Here is a 17,178-nt window from a genome sequence, read left to right on the forward strand (position 1 = left end):
TGATCAGGAACGAAGTGTATGGGCACGTTGAGACCTAATAGTTAGCCCTATGTCGTGTGTGCTCGTGTTTCGCCTCGATACGCTGCCTCGTCCGGCAGCACGCGAACGACGCCGGACCACCCATGGCGCGGCGTCATCCGCCGCGCGCCACCGGAACGAAAGGGGCGGGTGTGCGTTCAAGCTTGCGCGGGCTGATCGCCGTGGCGATCGGATCGGTGCTGGCGGCGGGGGCCTTGACCGCAGCCTCACCAGGAACTCAAGCGGCGGCCGAGCACCAGGATCGTCTGGTGAGCGCCGACCCGGCCGACTTCACCCCCCAGGTCCAGGACGGCGCGGTCAAGTCGATCGTGCAGCTCGGCGACCGCGTCTACTTCGGGGGCTCGTTCACCCAGGTCAAGGAGCCGGGCGCCGGCAAGCCGGTCCTGGAGCGGCACGGCGTCTTCGCCGTCAAGGCCGCGACCGGCGAGATCATCCCCGACTTCGCCCCCGACGTCCTCGGCGGTGAGGTCAGCGTGCTGCTGCCCACGGCCGACGGCAAGGACCTCTACCTGGGCGGCATGTTCCGCAGCATCAACGGGACCGACCGCCTGGTGCTCGGCCGGATCGACGCCACCACGGGCGCGCTCGACACCGCGTTCAAGCCCCAGTTCGACGCCCGCGTCAAGGACCTGCGGCTGGCCGGGGGCCGGCTGTACGTCGCCGGCAACCAGGCCAAGGTCGGCGGGGTCGACCGGGCCGCGCTGGCCACCGTCAACCCGGCCACCGGCGCCCGCGACGACTTCGTCGACCTGAACTTCACCGGCACGCAGAACGGCGGCACGACGCTCGTCTACAAGATGGACGTCAACCCCGCCGGCGACCGGCTCGTGGCGGTCGGCAACTTCACCACCGTGGCGGGGCAGACCCGGCGGCAGATCGCCATGATCGACATCAGCGGCGCCACCGCGCAGCTCGCCGACTGGCAGACCGCGCGCTACGCCGACAGCTGCTCCTCGTCCTTCGACAGCTACATGCGCGACGTCGACTTCTCGCCGGACGGCCGGTTCTTCGTGGTCACCACGACCGGCGCCGCGGGCGGTGTCGCCAAGCTGTGCGACACGCAGGCGCGCTGGGAGACCGCGGCCACCGGCAGCGGCCTCCAGCCGACCTGGGTGACCCAGACGGGCGGCGACACCTCCTACGCCGTGGAGATCACCGACTCCGTGGTGTACGTCGGCGGCCACTTCCGCTGGTCCAACAACCCGTTCGGCGTCGACACCCCCGGCCAGGGCGCCGTCTCCCGCGAGGGCATCGCGGCCCTCGACCCCGAGAACGGGCTGCCCTTCAGCTGGAACCCCGGACGTACGCGCGGGGTCGGCGTCTTCGACCTGCTCGCCACCTCGCAGGGGCTCTGGATGGGCAGCGACACCGACATCGCCGGTGGCGAGACCCACATGAAGCTGGCGATGTTCCCGCTGGCGGGCGGCACCGTGATACCGAAGAAGTCCGTGGGCAAGCTGCCGGGCAACGTCTACTACGGCGGCGGCACCGGCTCCTTCGACCCCAACTTCCTGCGGCACCGCTCGTTCGACGGCACCACCGCGGGGGCGGTCACCCAGGACGCGACCGGCGGGGTCGACTGGCGGACGCAGCGCGGCGCGTTCATGATCAGTGGCCGGCTCTACCACGGCGCCAGCGACGGCAAGTTCTACTCCCGGACGTTCGACGGCCAGGCGTTCGGCGCCCCTGCCGAGATCAAGACCGGTGACCTGCTCACCAACATGAGCACCTGGCACGACCAGGTGAAGTCGATCCGGGGCATGTTCTTCACCGGGGGCCGCATCTACTACACGCGCGGCACGTCCTCGCTCTACTACCGGTACTTCACACCGGAGAACGGCGTTGTCGGCGGCCAGGAGTGGACCGCGAGCACCAGCCTCGCGGGCAGCAGCTGGTCGAGCGTGGGCGGCATGTTCGCGCACGACGGCCAGCTCTACTTCGTCAACACCTCCACCGGCCGCCTCAACAAGATGGCCTTCACGAACGGCGTTCCGTCCGGCACTCCCGTGACCGTCGACACCGGCGACTGGCGCGGCCGGGTCCTGTTCCTCTACGCGGGCACCCCGAACGAGGCGCCGAAGGCGTCGTTCACCCAGAACTGCGCCGCCCTGCGCTGCACGTTCAACGGCGGCGCCTCGGCCGACCCCGACGGCTCGATCGCCTCGTACCGCTGGGACTTCGGCGACGGCCAGACCGCCACCGGGGAGACCGCCGAGCACACCTACCAGGAGGCCGGTTCCTACCAGGTCAAGCTGACCGTGACCGACAACCGCGGCGACCAGGACACCGTCACCCAGACGGCGGTCGTGGCCCCCGACCGCGCGCAGGTGGCGTTCCGCGGGACCGACGGCTTCAACGCCAACACCAAGCAGGCGAGCGTCACCGTCCCGGCGAACGTCCAGGCCGGCGACGGGCTGGTGCTGATCCTGAACGTCAACAACACCGGGTTCACGATCACTCCGCCGCCCGGCTGGACGCAGGTCGGCACGCAGAGCGGCATCGCCCGTTCGACGGTGTGGCAGCGGGTCGCCGAGGCCGGTGACGCGGGCAACGCGGTGAACGTCGGGATCAGCGACTTCGCCAAGGCCGACCTGCGGCTCCTGGCGTACTCGGGCACCAGCGCGACGGCGCCGGTGGCGACGGCGGCCGAAGCCGGTGACGCGGCCGCGGCCACCGGGCACACCACGCCGAACGCGGCGGCGGTCGCGGGCTCGTGGGTCGTCTCGTACTGGGGCGACAAGTCGTCCACGACCACCGCCTGGACGGCCCCGGCGGACGTGACGGCGCGGGCGACCTCGATCGGGACCGGCAGCGGCCGGGTCACCTCCCTGGTCGCCGACAGCAACGGCGCGGTCCCGGCCGGGGCGTACGGCGGCCTGAAGGCGACCACCGACGCCGCGAGCCGGGCCCTGATGTGGACGATCGTGCTGGCCCCGAAGGGCTAGCGGTCAGATCGCGAAGGAACGGCCAGGCCCTCAGGGGCCTGGCCGTTTCGTCGTCTCCCGGTATCAGCGCTTCGGCACCGCGGGGTTGAAGTAGGGCAATCTGCCGAGCGCGCGGTAGGCCTGGAGTGCCTGGCCGCTGGCGTCCACGCGGGTGTCGCCGAACTTGTGGCCGTTCTTGGCGTCCCAGTAGATCAGCGCCTTCAGCGCCGGGTAGCTCTTGATCTCCCGGGCGATGCTGCGGAACAGCTCCGCCTTGTCGCGGGGGTCGCCGCTCAGCTCGGTGCCGCCCCACTCGCTCAGCATCAGCGGCTTGCGGCTGGAGAGGTTCGCGCGCGCCCAGCGGTAGAAGCCCGCGATGCCGAGCCTGCGCTCGGCGGGGGCGGCGCGGTCGACGAGATGGGTGAACGTCTTCACCGACGGGTCGGCGTAGGCGTCGAAACCGATCCAGTCGACCACGTCGTTACCGGGGTAGGTGGCCTTGAACCACGGCTTGACGACGTAGCCGGAGTAGCCCATGTAGACCATCGTGAAGACGGCGTTGTCGACGCCGTTCTCGCGGAACCGCTTCACCACGTGGCGGAACATGGCCCGGTAGTCGGCGGCGGTGTAGCCGGAGCCGGGCCGCTCCCGCACCTCCTCCTCGGGCTCATGGTGGATGGCCAGCCAGAAGCGCTCGGGGAAGTTCCGCTTGATGTGGGCCGACAGCGTGTCGATGTGGCCGTCCATCGAGCCCGAGGCGACCTTCGCCCACGACTCGCCCGCGTCCGGCTTCCAGTTGAGCAGGAGCAGGCGCCGCCGCCCCGGCTCGCGGGCCAGGGCGATGTCGGTGCGGGAGGGGAAGACCTGCTTGCCGCGGTAGTACTTGTGGTACACCGCGACCGGCCGGTCGATCTTCCGCTCGAAGGCCCGCAGGGCCGCCGGCTGCGGATAGGTGTTGACCGCCGCGCCCCACCAGGCGCCGCAGGTCGGCGCCAGCACCTTGTCGACGGTACAGCGCTTCTTCGGGCGGGTGGCCGCGCGGCCGCTCCCCGGGAGCGTTGCCGTGCCGCGGTCCCGGTCCTGCTCGGCGGTGGCGGCGGGGCCCGCGGCGATCGGAGACTGGCTGGCCTGCCGCGGATCGGGCCGCTGCGCGACCCGCGCGGCCTGGCCGGAGCCGTCTCCGACGTTCAGCGCGACGAGCACCGCCGCGACGCCGCACGAGGTGCCGGCGACCACTGCGAGGGCGGGCTTGGACAGGCGCGGGAACGTGCCCCTGGAAGAGCGTGCCGGGGCGCGCTCGGGCGAACGTCCGCGGCCGTCTCGGCGCGGCCCGTCAGACCGGGGCGAAATCATGAGCGATGACTATAGTTTTCGCCTTTCGCCCCGGCCAGGCGCCATCCCAACTGGGCATGGATCGGCTCCGGCTCACGACAGCGGGAAGAAGCCGACGCGGCCGTGGTACTCCTTGCCGAGCTGGTCGGTGTCGCTGCCCACGAACAGGCCGTTCGGCGTGGCCACCAGCGTTTCGACGCCGTGGCCGCGGGTGCGCGTCGGGTTCCAGGCCAGGGCCTTGCCGGTGGCGGGGTTCAGCGCGGCGATGCCGGGCCGGGAGACCGCGCCGGGGCCGGCGAAGTCGCGCCCGTAGGGGTTGTCCTGCCAGCGCTGGTGGCCGCCGACGTAGACCGCCGCGCCGGTGACGGCCGTTGCCAGCAGGGTGTCGCCGCCGGTCCAGTTGACCCAGGTCGGCCGCTGGCCGCTGCCCGTCTTCGCGGTCTCCCAGCGCGCCGCCGAGTCGCAGAGGGCCGAGGTGCCGTAACCGCCGCCGGTGGTGACCACCACGAAGTAGGCGCCGTCGGGGGAGAAGTCCATGCCGCGCATGTAGGTGTGGAACGAGTTGATGTTGCAGAGGTCCGCGTACTGCTCGGTGGCCCAGCTGCTCAGCTTCGCCGGGGACGTCTGCGTGTCGATCATGGCGATCTGCGCCCGGCGCTGGCCGCTCACCCTGGTGAACGTGCCGTTGATGAGCAGCCTCGTGCCCTGCGGGTTGATCGCCATCTTGAAGACCTTCAGCGCGCCCGCCCGCGGGTCGCTGGGCGTGAGGGCGAAGCCGGTGTCGAGCGCGCCGCTGGTGGCGTTCACGGCGGCGAGCGTGTTGCGCGTGACGCCGCGCACCTTGGTGAACATGCCGCCCAGGTAGATCTTGGCGCCGTGCCGCTTGAAGTCGTAGACGACGCCGCCGCCCACGTTCGGCTTGAACGCGGTGACGAGCTTGCCGTTGGGCACGCCCAGCCGGACCAGGCCGCCGGTCTGCGTGCCGTTGACGGTCCAGAAGCCGCCGCCCGCGTACACGGTGTTGGCGTCGCCGGTCTGGAGCGCGTACACGGTGCTGTTGACCGCGGGCTTGAAGGCCGTGTCGACCTTCCCCGTCTTCGCGTCGAAGGCGAAGAGGTTCTTGCGGGCGATCTGGGGCTTGCCCGAGCCGGCCTCGCGGACCTTGGTGAAGTTGCCGCCGACGACGACCTTCGTGCCCACGACGGCGATGGCGCGAACCGTGCCGTCCAGGACGTGGGGTGTCGTGTTGGCCGGGTTCGCGGACACGACCTTCGTCTGCTTGATGTCCGCGACCGCGCCGGGGCTCAGTGCGGCCCCGGTCAGCATGGCTGCGGCCGTCGCGGCGGTCAGGCCGAGGCGTCGACGCATGGATTTGCTCCGATTCGCGCTGTGATAACTGGGAATGTGTACCACACCGGGCACCCATTGGTCTTGAAGAGCACACATAAGTCACAAGGGAACGTCTGTGCCGGGTCGTGCCTTAGGGGGTCTGTGCGGCCGTTCGTGATCGGTCCTCCACTGGTGATCCCGTCGATTTCCGTGCTCGGCGTGGCGTGACGACCGCGAAGAAGAGTTGGAAGATCAGCAGGAAGATGAACGCCTCGTAGAAGCGGACGGCGTATCTCACGACGTCGCCGGGGATCCCGCTCAGCCCGATCCGGTAGGCCAGGACGTGCAGCACGACCGGGGCGACGATCAGGAACGCGAACCAGCCGATCCGGCGCGTCCTGGCGGCCGGCGCCGCCGGGTCGAGGACGCGCCGGTCGAAGACGTCCAGCGCGAGCGGGGCGAGCAGGAGGACGGCCAGCGCCTCGGCCATGTCGGTGACGATGGCGGTCCAGCCGCCGAAGACGATGAGCGCGAGCGTGAGCCCCGAGAGGACCAGTGCGGCGTCCCTGTGGCGCCGCCGTGGCTGGACGTACGGGATGAGGGCCGCCAAGGCGAAGAACGCCTCGTTGAGGGTGGTGACCCGTGTCGGCCACTCTTCGGCCAGATAGAAGAGCAGGGCGACGCCGAAAGCGCACAGTGCGACGGCCCAGGTGACCGGCCATTCCCATCGGGAACCATGCAGCCTGGGCCGGGCGAATTGCACCCAGAGCGCGAGGATCGCCGCCGTTGTATAGGCCTCGGTGTTGTGGGAGACCTGCTTTGCGCCGACCGGCAGGATATCGCTCAGAACCTGGAACAGAACCGCGCTGACCAGCAGAATCAGCAGGGCGTAATAGCCTGCTGAAAGAAGGTTGTCCCGATTCCTGATCGTCACGGCGGCAACCTTAGCCGGGACCGGACTATCCGGTCCAACCATCACAATGCTCCCATCTTCGTGTGCGGCGCGCGCTGATCCTCGGCTAGCCTGACCGGGCTCTAGCGAGGGGGCGCGAGATGTGGGACCACGAAACGGTCGACGTGCTGGGTGTCCGGGTGAGCAGGGTGGACGCCCCGGCGCTGCGCCGCTTCATGGCGGCGGCGGTCACCGAGCGGCGCAAGCTGACGATCACCTTCGCCAACCCCGACTACGTGCGGAAGGCGTCCAAGGACGCCGCCCTGCGCGACCTGATGAACGGCTTCGACCTCAACCTCGCCGACGGGTGGGGCGTGGTCCTGGCCGCGAAGATCTTCGGCCGTCCCGTTCCCGGCCGGATGGCCAACGACGACCTCACCGATGACCTCTTCGGCCTGCCCGCCGGCGAGGGCTGGGGCGTCTACCTCTTCGGCAACGCCCCCGGCGTCGCCGACGAGGCCGCGGCCAACCTCCGGCAGTGGTTCCCGGGCCTCGACATCGTCGGCACCGAGCACGGGCACTGGGCCGACGCCACCGGAGAGATCCCGCCCGCCGACGCCGACCGCCTCGTCGCGCAGATCAACGAGGCGAAGCCGGACATCCTCCACGTCGGCCTGGGCACCCCGCTCCAGCAACGGTTCGTCACCGACCACCGCGACAGGCTGGACGCGCCGGTGATCATCACGTGCGGCGCCTACTTCGAGCACCTCGCCGAACGCCGCGAGTACTACCCCTCCTGGGTCCTCAAGCTCCGCGTCGGCTTCCTCTACCGGCTGGCCCGCGAGCCGCGCCGCCTCTGGCGCCGCTACACGATCGAGCTCGGCTCGTACGTCCTGACCGTCCTGGCCCATCGCGTCCGCCACGGCCGCCAGTCCGGCTGACACGGCGCCTGCGCGCGCGCGATCGCAGGTGCGCCCGAGATTAGGTGCGCTGACCTTCAGGTGCGCTGGGGGGCGGGTTCCGGGTGCTCTTCGGCTTCGTCGGGCGGCCGCTCGGAGAAGGGGAGCGCGGGGAGGCCGTGGTGGCGGCGGACCAGCATCCATGCCGCCGCGGTGCCCGCGACGAGGCCGATGAGCGTCCAGGCGAGCGGGACGGCGCCCAGGCCGAACATCTTCAGCGCCGACGCCACGAGCACGAAGCCGAGGGCCCGGCGGATCAGGCCGCCCGGCGCGCGGGAGGAGATCTTGGAGCCGAGGTAGACGCCCGGGATCGAGCCCACCAGCAGGGCCGCGGTGACCTCCATCTGGAAGTCGCCGAACAGCAGGTGGCCCACGGCGGCGGCGAAGACCAGCGGGACGGCCTGGAGCAGGTCGGTGCCGACGAGCTGGTTCGCCTTGAGCGTGGGGTAGAGCGCGAGCAGGGCGACGATGATCAGGGAGCCGGAGCCGACCGAGGTGATGCCGACCACCAGGCCGCCGACCATGCCGACGATCACCGTGGGGACCGGCCGGATCGTGATGTCGGGCGTCTGGCGGGCGGCGGGCTCGCCGGGCGCGGCGGTGCGCCGGTCGGCGCCGGTCCGCCGCGCGGCCCGGTCGACGAGCGCCTGGTAGCCGCGGACGACGAGCCCGGCGGCCGCGATGAGCAGGGCGACGCCCATCGCCTTCTGGATGACGTCCTCGACCTCGGCGCCGTGGCCGAGGGCCCGCGCGATCAGCACTCCGGAGAACGCTGCCGGCACCGAGCCCACGCACAGCCAGGCGACCAGCCGCATGTTGATCGTGCCCTGGCGGTAGTGCACCGCGCTGCCGACGGGTTTCATCACCGCGGCGGCCACCAGGTCGCTGGAGACCGCCGCGAGGGGGCTGACGCCGAAGAACGTCACGAGCATCGGCGTCATCAGCGCGCCGCCGCCCATGCCGGTGAGACCGACGACGATGGCCACGAGGAACGAGCCGAGCGCCATCGTCCAATCGAAGTCCATTGGCATGACCTACCAGGCATATAGGAAAACTAGAACACCAGGGTAAGGGGTACCCCGAATCGTTCCGAACCTTGCCCCCGGCGGTCGCCTCAGTACGTGACCTGCGTCACTCGGCGCGGACCCAGCCGCCGGCGACCAGGAGCTCCAGGACGCGATCCACGGCCTCGCCCGGGGCGAGCTGGGAGGTGTCGAGGGACAGATCGGCGTCGGACGGCTCCTCGTAGGGGTCGGAGATCCCGGTGAACTCGGGGATCAGCCCGGCGCGCGCCTTGGCGTACAGCCCCTTGCGGTCGCGGCGCTCGCACTCCGCCAGGGGGGTGGAGACGTGGACGAGGACGAAGTCGCCGGCCGCCGACACCATGCGCCGGACCTCGGCGCGGGTGGCCGCGTACGGGGCGATGGGCGCGCAGATCGCGACGCCGCCGTGCCGCGTGACCTCGGCGGCCACGTAGCCGATGCGCCGGATGTTGAGGTCGCGGTCGGCCTTGGAGAACGTGAGCCCCGCCGACAGGAGCCGCCGCACGACGTCGCCGTCCAGGAGGCTGACGGTGCGGCCGCCGCGCTCGACCAGGGCGTCGGCCAGGCCGCGCGCCACCGTCGACTTGCCCGAGCCCGACAGGCCGGTGAAGAAGACGGTGAGCCCGCGCTCGTGCTTGGGCGGCCGGGCGACGGCCAGCTCGGCGGCCACCGCGGGCGGGGTGAACCAGTCCGGGATCGGCTCGCCCCGGTCGAGCAGCTCGTTCAGCTGGTCGTGGGTCAGCTCGGCCTGGACGTGGTCGGGCTCGATGCGGGCCACCGGCCGCCACACCTCGACGTCCGCGTCGTACGCCCACGGCTCCGGGATGATCACCGGCACCGCCGTGCCCTCGGCCTCGGCGTCCGCGAGGAGGTGCGTCGCCCCGTACGCGGCGGCCACGTGCGAGCGCAGCAGGGTGTCGCGGTCGCCGTCGAGATCGTGCCGGGCCAGCGGCACCGGGATGGTCTGCGTGCCCTCGGGCAGCTCCTTGCGCACCGCCAGCAACGCCCGGACGAGGGCCTCGTCATGCTCGCCGCCGAGCAGCGGGAGCAGCAGCACCCGCGCGCCGAGCCGCTCGGCGACCTGGCGGAGCTGGCCGAGCTGCTTGCGGTGCAGGGGCTCGCGCGTGGCCACCGCCAGCACCGGCCCGTCCACCTTCTCGATCTCGTCGGGACGGCGCCGCATGGAGTGGAACGGCCCGTGCGCCGGCGCCCGCAGCGCCTCCAGCGGACCGGCCAGCCTCCAGTCCTGCGTGGTCGGGTCCTGCCAGGTCTCGGTGACCGTCAGGACGGCCAGCGGGACCCCCTCCGGGTCCTGGAGAACCAGACGTTCGGACGTCGTCAGATCTTTGGGAACCGAGAGCGTGACCGGGACGGGCCAGGGGGTGCCGTCGGCCAGCCGCCCCCCCGCGATCACCATGGCGGTGTCGAACGAGCCGAGGAAGCCGGCGAGCGGCCGGTAGACCCCGGCCAGCAGGAGCTCCAGGTCGGCCAGCTCAGCCGGACCCGGGGTCCAGGCGGGAAGGTCGCGCAGCGTGTCGGGAAGGCCGGCGTCGGCGGTCACCGCGGTCTCCGATCCTGCCCGGCACGGATGCCGGGCTGGTCCAGGTCAGTGGGCATTTCCGCAAAAATACTGCGGCTCGGAGGATGCGTGCACCTTGGCCGGCCGTGGCCGGTATCGGCGGGGTTCAGATGACTCTGGCGAAGCGGTTCTCCGGCTTGCGGATGACCAGCGTCATCTCGCTGTGCTCGGCGGTGAGACGGCCCCGGCTGACCTTCGACACCAGGCGGCAGAGGCCCCCGGTGAGGCCGGTTCCGGCCGCGCCGGTGTTCGCCCCGCCACGCGACGCGTACTCCTCGGCGATCACCAGGCCGCGCATCACGCAGTACCACTGCATGCCGTGCCGCGACGCCACCGGCTCGTAGATCGCGGGCGGCGGCACGGCGGCGGCCCGGCCGTCCGGCTGCCCGGCGGCCTCGGCGTCCGCTCCCGCGTTCGCCCCCGCTTCGGCCCCCGCTCCCGCTTCGGCCCCCGCTCCCGCTTCGGCCCGCGCCTCCGCGTCCGCTACGGCCCGCGCTTCCGCCCTTGCCTCGGCTCGCGCCTCCGCGTCGGCCTCGGCGTTCGCTTCGACGAGCTCGGGCCTGGCCTGTCCCGGGCGCCGGCGGTCGGCGAGCCGCCGCCAGATCGGGCCGCACAGCCACCGGGGCAGCGTGCGGTCGAGGAAGCCGAAGGCGGTGTCGCGGTCGCGGATGCGCACCAGCAGCAGCCCGCCCGGCTTGAGCGCGGCCACGAACCGGTCGAGCACGAGCTCGGCGTTCGGCACCCGTTCGATGAGGTACGTCGCGTGCACGATGTCGTACGCGCGCGGCGGCATCGGCACGGTGCGCAGATCGCCGAGATGCCAGGTGTCGAGGTCGGTGCGGTCGCGGGTGTGGGCGCGCAGCGCGGGCGCGTCCATGTCGACCCCGGTGACGCGGTACTCGCGGTCACCGAGGTCGAGCCCGCGACCCCACCCGCAGCCCGCCTCCAGGATGTGGATGCGCTGCAGGGGCCTGTCGCGGGCGTACTGGCGGGCGCGTTCGGAGAACAAGTCGCCGTCGTTGACCGGCGGCCTTCGCAGATCGGTCACAAACTCGCATCGTAATCGCCCGACTGCGGAGCGTTCGCTATTTACTCATTCTTGGTCTCGCACGTGTCGTGGATCTATGCGCCGTTCTCAGTCGTGACCCGAGGAGACGTCCAGGTCGGCGGGCGTCATGAGCCAGACGGCGGCGGCGGTGACGACCAGGAGGACGCCCCCGGCGAGGCCGGCCCACTGGAGCGACTCGGTGAAGGCCTGCTGCGCCCGTGCGGCCAGGTCGGCCCCGGCGGCTCCCGCCTCCCGCGCGACGTCCATCGCCCCGCCGAGCGACTCGCGCACGGCGCCGGCGGCCGGCCCGGAGACGCCCTCGGCCGCGAGCCGCTCGGCGGGCAGGTCGCCGCGGTAGACGGCGGCGGCCACGCTGCCGAGCACCGCGACGCCGAGGGCGCCGCCGAGCTCGTACCCGGTCTCCTCGATGGCGGCCGCGCTGCCCGACTTCGCCGGCGGCGCGCCCGCCATGATCACCGCGGACGCGATGGCGAGCGAGCCGAGCCCGACGCCGACCAGGCCCAGCGAGATCGCGACCGCGAGGTAGGTCAGCGGCTCCGGCCAGAAGAAGATCACCAGGTAGCCCGCGCCGGTGAGCGCGAGCCCGCCCGCGAGGACCGTGCGCGCGCCGATCCGGTTCGCCAGCGCGGGCGCCAGCGGCGACGCGATCGCCGCGCCGACCGCCTCGGGCAGCAGCCGCAACCCGGTCTCCAGCGGCGAGTACCCCTGGACGAGCTGCATCCACTGCGCCATCAGCAGCATGGTCGCCGCCATCGCGATGCTGACGGTGAGCGCGGCCAGCACTCCCGCGCTGAACGCGGGCCGCCGGAACAGCCGGATCTCCAGGATCGGGTCGGGCCGCCGCAGGCAGCGGCGCAGGAACCAGCCGAGCGTCACGATCGCGACCGCCGCCGACACCAGCGCTCCGGCGTCGCCGAAGCCCTCCTTGCCGAGGTGCTTGATCGCGTAGACCAGTGCGACCATGCCCACGATGGACAGCACCGTGCCGAGGGCGTCCCAGCGGCTCGGGCTGGGGTTGCGCGACTCCGGGAGCAGGACGAGCCCGGCGATGATCGCGACGACCATGACCGGAACGTTGACCAGGAACGCCGAGTGCCAGGAGAAGTGCTGCAGGAGGGCGCCGCCCAGGATCGGGCCGAGCGCGCCGCCGAGCGCGGCCATCGTGGCCCAGATGCCGAGCGCCGTCGCGCGTTCCCGGGGGTCGGTGAACAGGTTGCGGATCATCGACAGCGTGGACGGCATGATCATCGCGCCGCCGACGCCGAGCAGCGCCCGGAGCGCGATGACCTGGCCGGTGCCGTCCACGACCAGGACGGCCGCGGACGCCAGCCCGAAGATCGTGAAGCCCGTGAGCAGCATGCGCTTGCGGCCCCACCGGTCGCCCAGGTTGGCGACGGTGACGAGCAGCCCCGACACCACGAGCGAGTAGACGTCGACCATCCACAGCAGCCCCACCGAATCGGGCCGCAGGTCGGCGGAGATGTCGGGCAGCGCCACGTTCAGGACGGTCATGTCCATGACGACGAGCAGCAGGCTCGCCGACAGGACCGCCAGCCCGGCCCAGCGCCGCGGATGCGGCGGCGGGGTCGCGGGGGCGGCGGCGGTGGTCTGCGTGATGGTCATGGGGTGCCCCTGGCCGCGTTGCCGTTCAGGAAGGTCTCGAGGACGAGCTGATCCAGGTCGCGGCGGGCGACGTTGCCGTAGCGGAGGCTGTCGCGGGCCGCGACGAGCAGGCCGTAGACCGTGTACGAGATCCACCGGACGGGCAGGTCCGGGCGGAGCACGCCGGCGCGCTGGGCGGCCGTGTAGAAGACGATCTCGCGCTCTTCGAGCTCGTCGGCGCGGGCGACCAGATCGGGCATCTGCGCCATGAAGTGGTCGGTGAGCGCGAAGCCGTACTCGTCGGCGTCGGCGACGAAGAGGCGCATCACCGTGCGCAGCGCGGCGGCGATCCGCTCCGCGTCGCCGGAGGCGGCGGCCTCGGCCAGCCCGGCCTCCCGCTGCGACTCCTCCCAGCGGTCGAGGGATCGGGTGCCCAGCGTGTGGATGAGGATCTCGCGACTGGCGAAGTGGCGGTGCAGGGTCGCCCGGCTCGTGCCGATCGCCTCGGCGAGCCGGGCCATCGAGGCCGTGGGCTCCTTGTTCAGGTGCCTGATCGCCGCGGCGATGATCTTCTCTTCGCTGGAGGCCATGTGCGTCAATCTCGTCTAGGTTGAGACAATTTCGTCTAATTCTACACACATAAGTCGCAAAACTGGCATCCGGAGGACGCTGACGGGCTTCTGACAGCGCACGCGCGGGTGTCGGTACGGGCGCGTAGGCTGGGTAGTGCTACCGGGGACAGCTGGCCTTCCCCGGATTTTCGGGCTGCCCCGCGGCTGGGCGGGGGGTGTCCGCGCGGGCCCGCGGGCCCGGCGGTGTGGACGAGTAACGGGCGATGATGACGCTTTCTGGACTTGTTGATCTGGCGTGTACCGACCCTGGGCTGGACCGTGCGCTCAAGGAGGCGCGGACCGACCACGAGATCGTGGCGCCGCCGTCCTTCTGGCCGATCCTCGGCGCGGCGCTGGCCCGCGCGGGCGACGGGGTGGTCCTGGCGGTCACCGCCACCGGGCGGGAGGCCGAGGACCTCGCGGCGGCGCTGACGAGCCTGCTCGACCCCCAGCGGGTGGCGCACTTCCCCGCCTGGGAGACGTTGCCGCACGAGAAGCTGTCGCCGCGTTCGGACACGGTCGGGCAGCGGCTCGCGGTGCTGCGGCGGCTGACGCATCCGGCGTCCGGCGACGGGGCGGGCCGGCAGGGTACGGGCGGGCAGGGCGCTGGCGGCCCGCTCGACGTGGTCGTGACGCCGATCCGGGCCGTCCTGCAACCGATCGTGTCGGGGCTCGGCGACCTGGAGCCGGTGCGGCTGCGCGGTGGCGAGGACGCCGAGCTGGAGGACGTGGTGCGCCGGCTCGTCGACGCCGGTTACCACCGGGTCGACCTGGTGGAGAAGCGCGGTGAGATCGCCGTACGCGGCGGCATCCTCGACGTCTTCCCGCCGACCGAGGAGCACCCGCTGCGGGTGGAGTTCTGGGGCGACACGGTCGAGGAGATCCGCTACTTCAAGGCCGCCGACCAGCGGTCGCTCGAAGTGGCCCCGGACGGGCTGTGGGCGCCGCCGTGCCGCGAGCTGCCACTGACCCCCGAGGTGCGCGAACGCGCCAAGCTGCTGGCCGAAGAGCACCCGGCGCTGGAAGAGGTCCTCGGCCGGATCGCCGACGGCGACACCGTCGAGGGCATGGAGGCGTTCTCGCCCGTCCTCGCCGACCACATGGAGCTGCTCACCGATCTGCTCCCCAAGGGCTCGACTCTGCTGGTCTGCGAGCCCGAGCGGATCCGGACGCGCTCGGTCGAACTCGTCCGCACCAGCCAGGAGTTCCTGGAGGCGAGCTGGGTCAACGCGGCCGCCGGGGGAGAGGCGCCGATCGATCTGGGCGCCGCCGCGTTCCGCTCACTCGAGGAAGTACGCGAGCACAGCAACGCGCTGGGGCTGCCGCGCTGGTCCATCACCGCGCTCAACCCCGAAGGCGAGGCACTGCAGCTCGGGGTGCACGCCGCCGAGGCCTATCGGGGCGACACCGCCCGCGTGATGGGCGACCTCAAGGGCTGGATCTCCGATGGCTGGCGGGTCGCGCTCGTCACGCCCGGCCACGGTCCCGCCGAACGCCTCGTCCAGCTGATGGGAGAGGAAGGGCTGGGCGCCAAGCTCACCGACCTGCCCGTCCCGCCCGAGCCGTCCCTGGTCAACGTCACCACGGGCCTGCTTGAGCACGGTTTCACGTTCGACTCGGTCAAGCTGGCCGTCCTCACCGAGACCGACCTGTCCGGGCAGAAGTCCTCCACCAAGGACATGCGGCGCATGCCGTCGCGGCGTCGCGGCGGCATCGACCCGTTGCAGTTGCGCGCCGGTGACTACGTCGTGCACGAGCAGCACGGCGTCGGCCGGTACGTCGAGATGGTCAGCCGCACCGTCCAGGGCGCGACGCGCGAATACCTGATCCTCGAATACTCCAAGGGCGACCGGTTGTTCGTCCCGACCGACCAGCTGGAGGAGCTCACCCGCTACGTCGGCGGCGAGGCGCCCAGCCTGCACCGCCTCGGCGGCGCCGACTGGGCCAAGGCCAAGTCGAAGGCGCGCAAGGCGGTCAAGCAGATCGCCGGAGAGCTGATCCGGCTCTACTCCGCGCGGATGGCCTCGCCGGGCCACGCGTTCGGCTCGGACACCCCGTGGCAGCGCGAGCTGGAGGACGCGTTCCCCTACGTCGAGACGCCCGACCAGCTCGCCGCCATCGAGGAGGTCAAGGAGGACATGGAGAAGCCGGTCCCGATGGACCGGCTGATCTGCGGCGACGTCGGCTACGGCAAGACCGAGATCGCGGTGCGCGCGGCGTTCAAGGCCGTCCAGGACGGCATGCAGGTCGCGGTGCTGGTCCCGACGACGCTGCTGGTGCAGCAGCACCTGTCGACGTTCTCCGAGCGGTTCGGCGCGTTCCCGGTCACGGTCAAGCCGATCAGCCGGTTCCAGACCGACAAGGAGATCGAGGAGACGCTGCGCGGCGTCGCCGACGGCACCGTCGACGTGGTGGTCGGCACGCACCGGATCATCTCCTCGCAGACCCGGTTCAAGAAGCTCGGCCTCGTCATCATCGACGAGGAGCAGCGCTTCGGCGTCGAGCACAAGGAGGAGCTCAAGCGGATGCGGACGCAGGTGGACGTGCTCGCCATGTCCGCCACGCCGATCCCGCGCACGCTGGAGATGGGCCTCACCGGCATCCGCGAGATGTCGACGATCCTCACGCCGCCGGAGGAACGGCACCCGATCCTCACATTCGTCGGCCCGTACGAGGAGAAGCAGATCGCCGCGGCCATCCGCCGGGAGCTGCTGCGCGAGGGCCAGGTCTTCTTCGTGCACAACCGGGTGCGGTCGATCAACCGGGTCGCCGCCACCCTGCAGCAGCTCGTCCCGGAGGCGCGGGTCGCGGTCGCGCACGGCCAGATGAACGAGCACGAGCTCGAAAAGGTCATGGTCGACTTCTGGGAGAAGAACTTCGACGTCCTGGTCGCGACCACGATCGTCGAGTCCGGGCTCGACGTGCCCAACGCCAACACCCTCATCGTCGACCGCGCCGACATGTACGGCCTCTCGCAGCTGCACCAGCTGCGCGGCCGGGTCGGGCGCGGCCGCGAACGCGCCTACGCCTACTTCCTCTACCCGCCGGAGACTCCGCTCACCGAGACCGCGCACGAGCGGCTCGCGACGCTGGCCCAGCACACCGAGATCGGCGCGGGCATGTACGTGTCGATGAAGGACCTGGAGATCCGCGGCGCGGGCAACATCCTCGGCGCGGAGCAGTCCGGGCACGTCGCGGGCGTCGGCTTCGACCTCTACGTCCGGATGGTCGGCGAGGCGGTGCGCGACCTCAAGGAGGGCGGCGGCGTCCGGGAGATGCCCGAGACCAAGGTCGAGCTGCCCGTCGACGCGCACCTGCCGCACGAGTACGTGCCGGGCGAGCGGTTGCGCCTCGACGCCTACCGGCGGATCGCGGCGATCGTCTCCGACGACGAGATCGGGGCCGTGCACGAGGAGCTCAAGGACCGGTTCGGCCCGCTGCCGGTGCCGGTGCTCAACCTGCTGGAGGTCGCGCGGTTCCGGGCCAAGGCGCGGAAGGCGGGGCTCACCGAGATCACGCTGCAGGGCAACTTCGTGAAGTTCGCCCCGGTCGATCTGCCGGATTCCAGGCAGGTGCGGCTGCAGCGGCTCTATCCCAAGAGCATCCTCAAGCCCGCCACCAATACCCTGTTGGTGCCCACGCCCAAGACGGCACCGCTCGGCGGGCGTCCGCTGCGGGACCAAGAGCTGCTCAAGTGGGCCACGGACCTGGTCGAGGCGCTGTTCCTGGAGGCCACCGCCGCCAAGTCCCCGTAAGCTGACGAACTCGGAAGTGATCACCGACCCGGGAGTGATCACGG

At 71.5% G+C, this 17,178-nt stretch carries 11 protein-coding genes; 3 read left to right on the forward strand and 8 right to left on the reverse strand.

Translation table 11 applies throughout. From position 1 onward, the window contains the following. Window positions 1-170 precede the first annotated feature (170 nt). The gene (locus ACGFNU_RS41355; RefSeq protein ID WP_392602090.1) at window positions 171-2,984 is read left to right on the forward strand and encodes a PKD domain-containing protein; all 2,814 of its coding nucleotides are present in this window, start codon (window positions 171-173) and stop codon (window positions 2,982-2,984) included. 63 nt (window positions 2,985-3,047) lie between these two features. Here the strand turns inward: ACGFNU_RS41355 and ACGFNU_RS41360 are convergent, their stop codons facing one another. From ACGFNU_RS41360 to ACGFNU_RS41370, 3 genes are all read right to left on the reverse strand, one after another. Next, complete coding sequence (locus tag ACGFNU_RS41360) at window positions 3,048-4,316, reverse strand: glycosyl hydrolase (protein WP_392602091.1); 1,269 nt, start codon at window positions 4,314-4,316, stop codon at window positions 3,048-3,050. Window positions 4,317-4,388: 72 nt separating this feature from the next. Continuing rightward, entirely contained in the window at window positions 4,389-5,663 is a 1,275-nt protein-coding gene (locus ACGFNU_RS41365; RefSeq protein WP_392602092.1) for a hypothetical protein, read from the reverse strand. A 112-nt stretch (window positions 5,664-5,775) separates the two neighbouring features. After that, the gene (locus tag ACGFNU_RS41370; protein WP_392602093.1) at window positions 5,776-6,558 is read right to left on the reverse strand and encodes a hypothetical protein; all 783 of its coding nucleotides are present in this window, start codon (window positions 6,556-6,558) and stop codon (window positions 5,776-5,778) included. Window positions 6,559-6,677: 119 nt separating this feature from the next. Here ACGFNU_RS41370 and ACGFNU_RS41375 point away from each other — a divergent pair, with 119 nt between their 5' ends. Beyond that, on the forward strand, window positions 6,678-7,457 hold the full coding sequence (locus ACGFNU_RS41375; RefSeq protein ID WP_392602094.1) for a WecB/TagA/CpsF family glycosyltransferase: 780 nt from the start codon (window positions 6,678-6,680) through the stop codon (window positions 7,455-7,457). A gap of 56 nt (window positions 7,458-7,513) precedes the next feature. Here the strand turns inward: ACGFNU_RS41375 and ACGFNU_RS41380 are convergent, their stop codons facing one another. The 5 genes from ACGFNU_RS41380 to ACGFNU_RS41400 form a co-directional block, all read right to left on the reverse strand. Next, window positions 7,514-8,500: a sulfite exporter TauE/SafE family protein gene (locus ACGFNU_RS41380; protein WP_392602095.1), complete on the reverse strand. Its 987-nt coding sequence runs from the start codon at window positions 8,498-8,500 to the stop codon at window positions 7,514-7,516. A gap of 106 nt (window positions 8,501-8,606) precedes the next feature. Next, a complete protein-coding gene (gene cysC / locus ACGFNU_RS41385; protein ID WP_392602096.1) occupies window positions 8,607-10,079 on the reverse strand; it encodes an adenylyl-sulfate kinase in 1,473 nt (490 codons plus the stop codon). A gap of 124 nt (window positions 10,080-10,203) precedes the next feature. Then, the gene (locus ACGFNU_RS41390) at window positions 10,204-11,145 is read right to left on the reverse strand and encodes a class I SAM-dependent methyltransferase (RefSeq protein ID WP_392602097.1); all 942 of its coding nucleotides are present in this window, start codon (window positions 11,143-11,145) and stop codon (window positions 10,204-10,206) included. 87 nt (window positions 11,146-11,232) lie between these two features. Continuing rightward, complete coding sequence (locus ACGFNU_RS41395; RefSeq protein WP_392602098.1) at window positions 11,233-12,789, reverse strand: MFS transporter; 1,557 nt, start codon at window positions 12,787-12,789, stop codon at window positions 11,233-11,235. Beyond that, window positions 12,786-13,358: a TetR/AcrR family transcriptional regulator gene (locus ACGFNU_RS41400; protein WP_392602099.1), complete on the reverse strand. Its 573-nt coding sequence runs from the start codon at window positions 13,356-13,358 to the stop codon at window positions 12,786-12,788. Before ACGFNU_RS41400 ends, ACGFNU_RS41395 begins: the two co-directional genes overlap by 4 nt. A gap of 248 nt (window positions 13,359-13,606) precedes the next feature. Here ACGFNU_RS41400 and mfd point away from each other — a divergent pair, with 248 nt between their 5' ends. Then, window positions 13,607-17,134 (forward strand): transcription-repair coupling factor, encoded by a 3,528-nt coding sequence (gene mfd / locus ACGFNU_RS41405; RefSeq protein ID WP_392602443.1) that lies wholly within the window; start codon window positions 13,607-13,609, stop codon window positions 17,132-17,134. The last annotated feature ends 44 nt before the right edge of the window (window positions 17,135-17,178 follow it).

Source organism: Spirillospora sp. NPDC048911 (assembly GCF_043198015.1).
Lineage (GTDB): Bacteria > Actinomycetota > Actinomycetes > Streptosporangiales > Streptosporangiaceae > Spirillospora.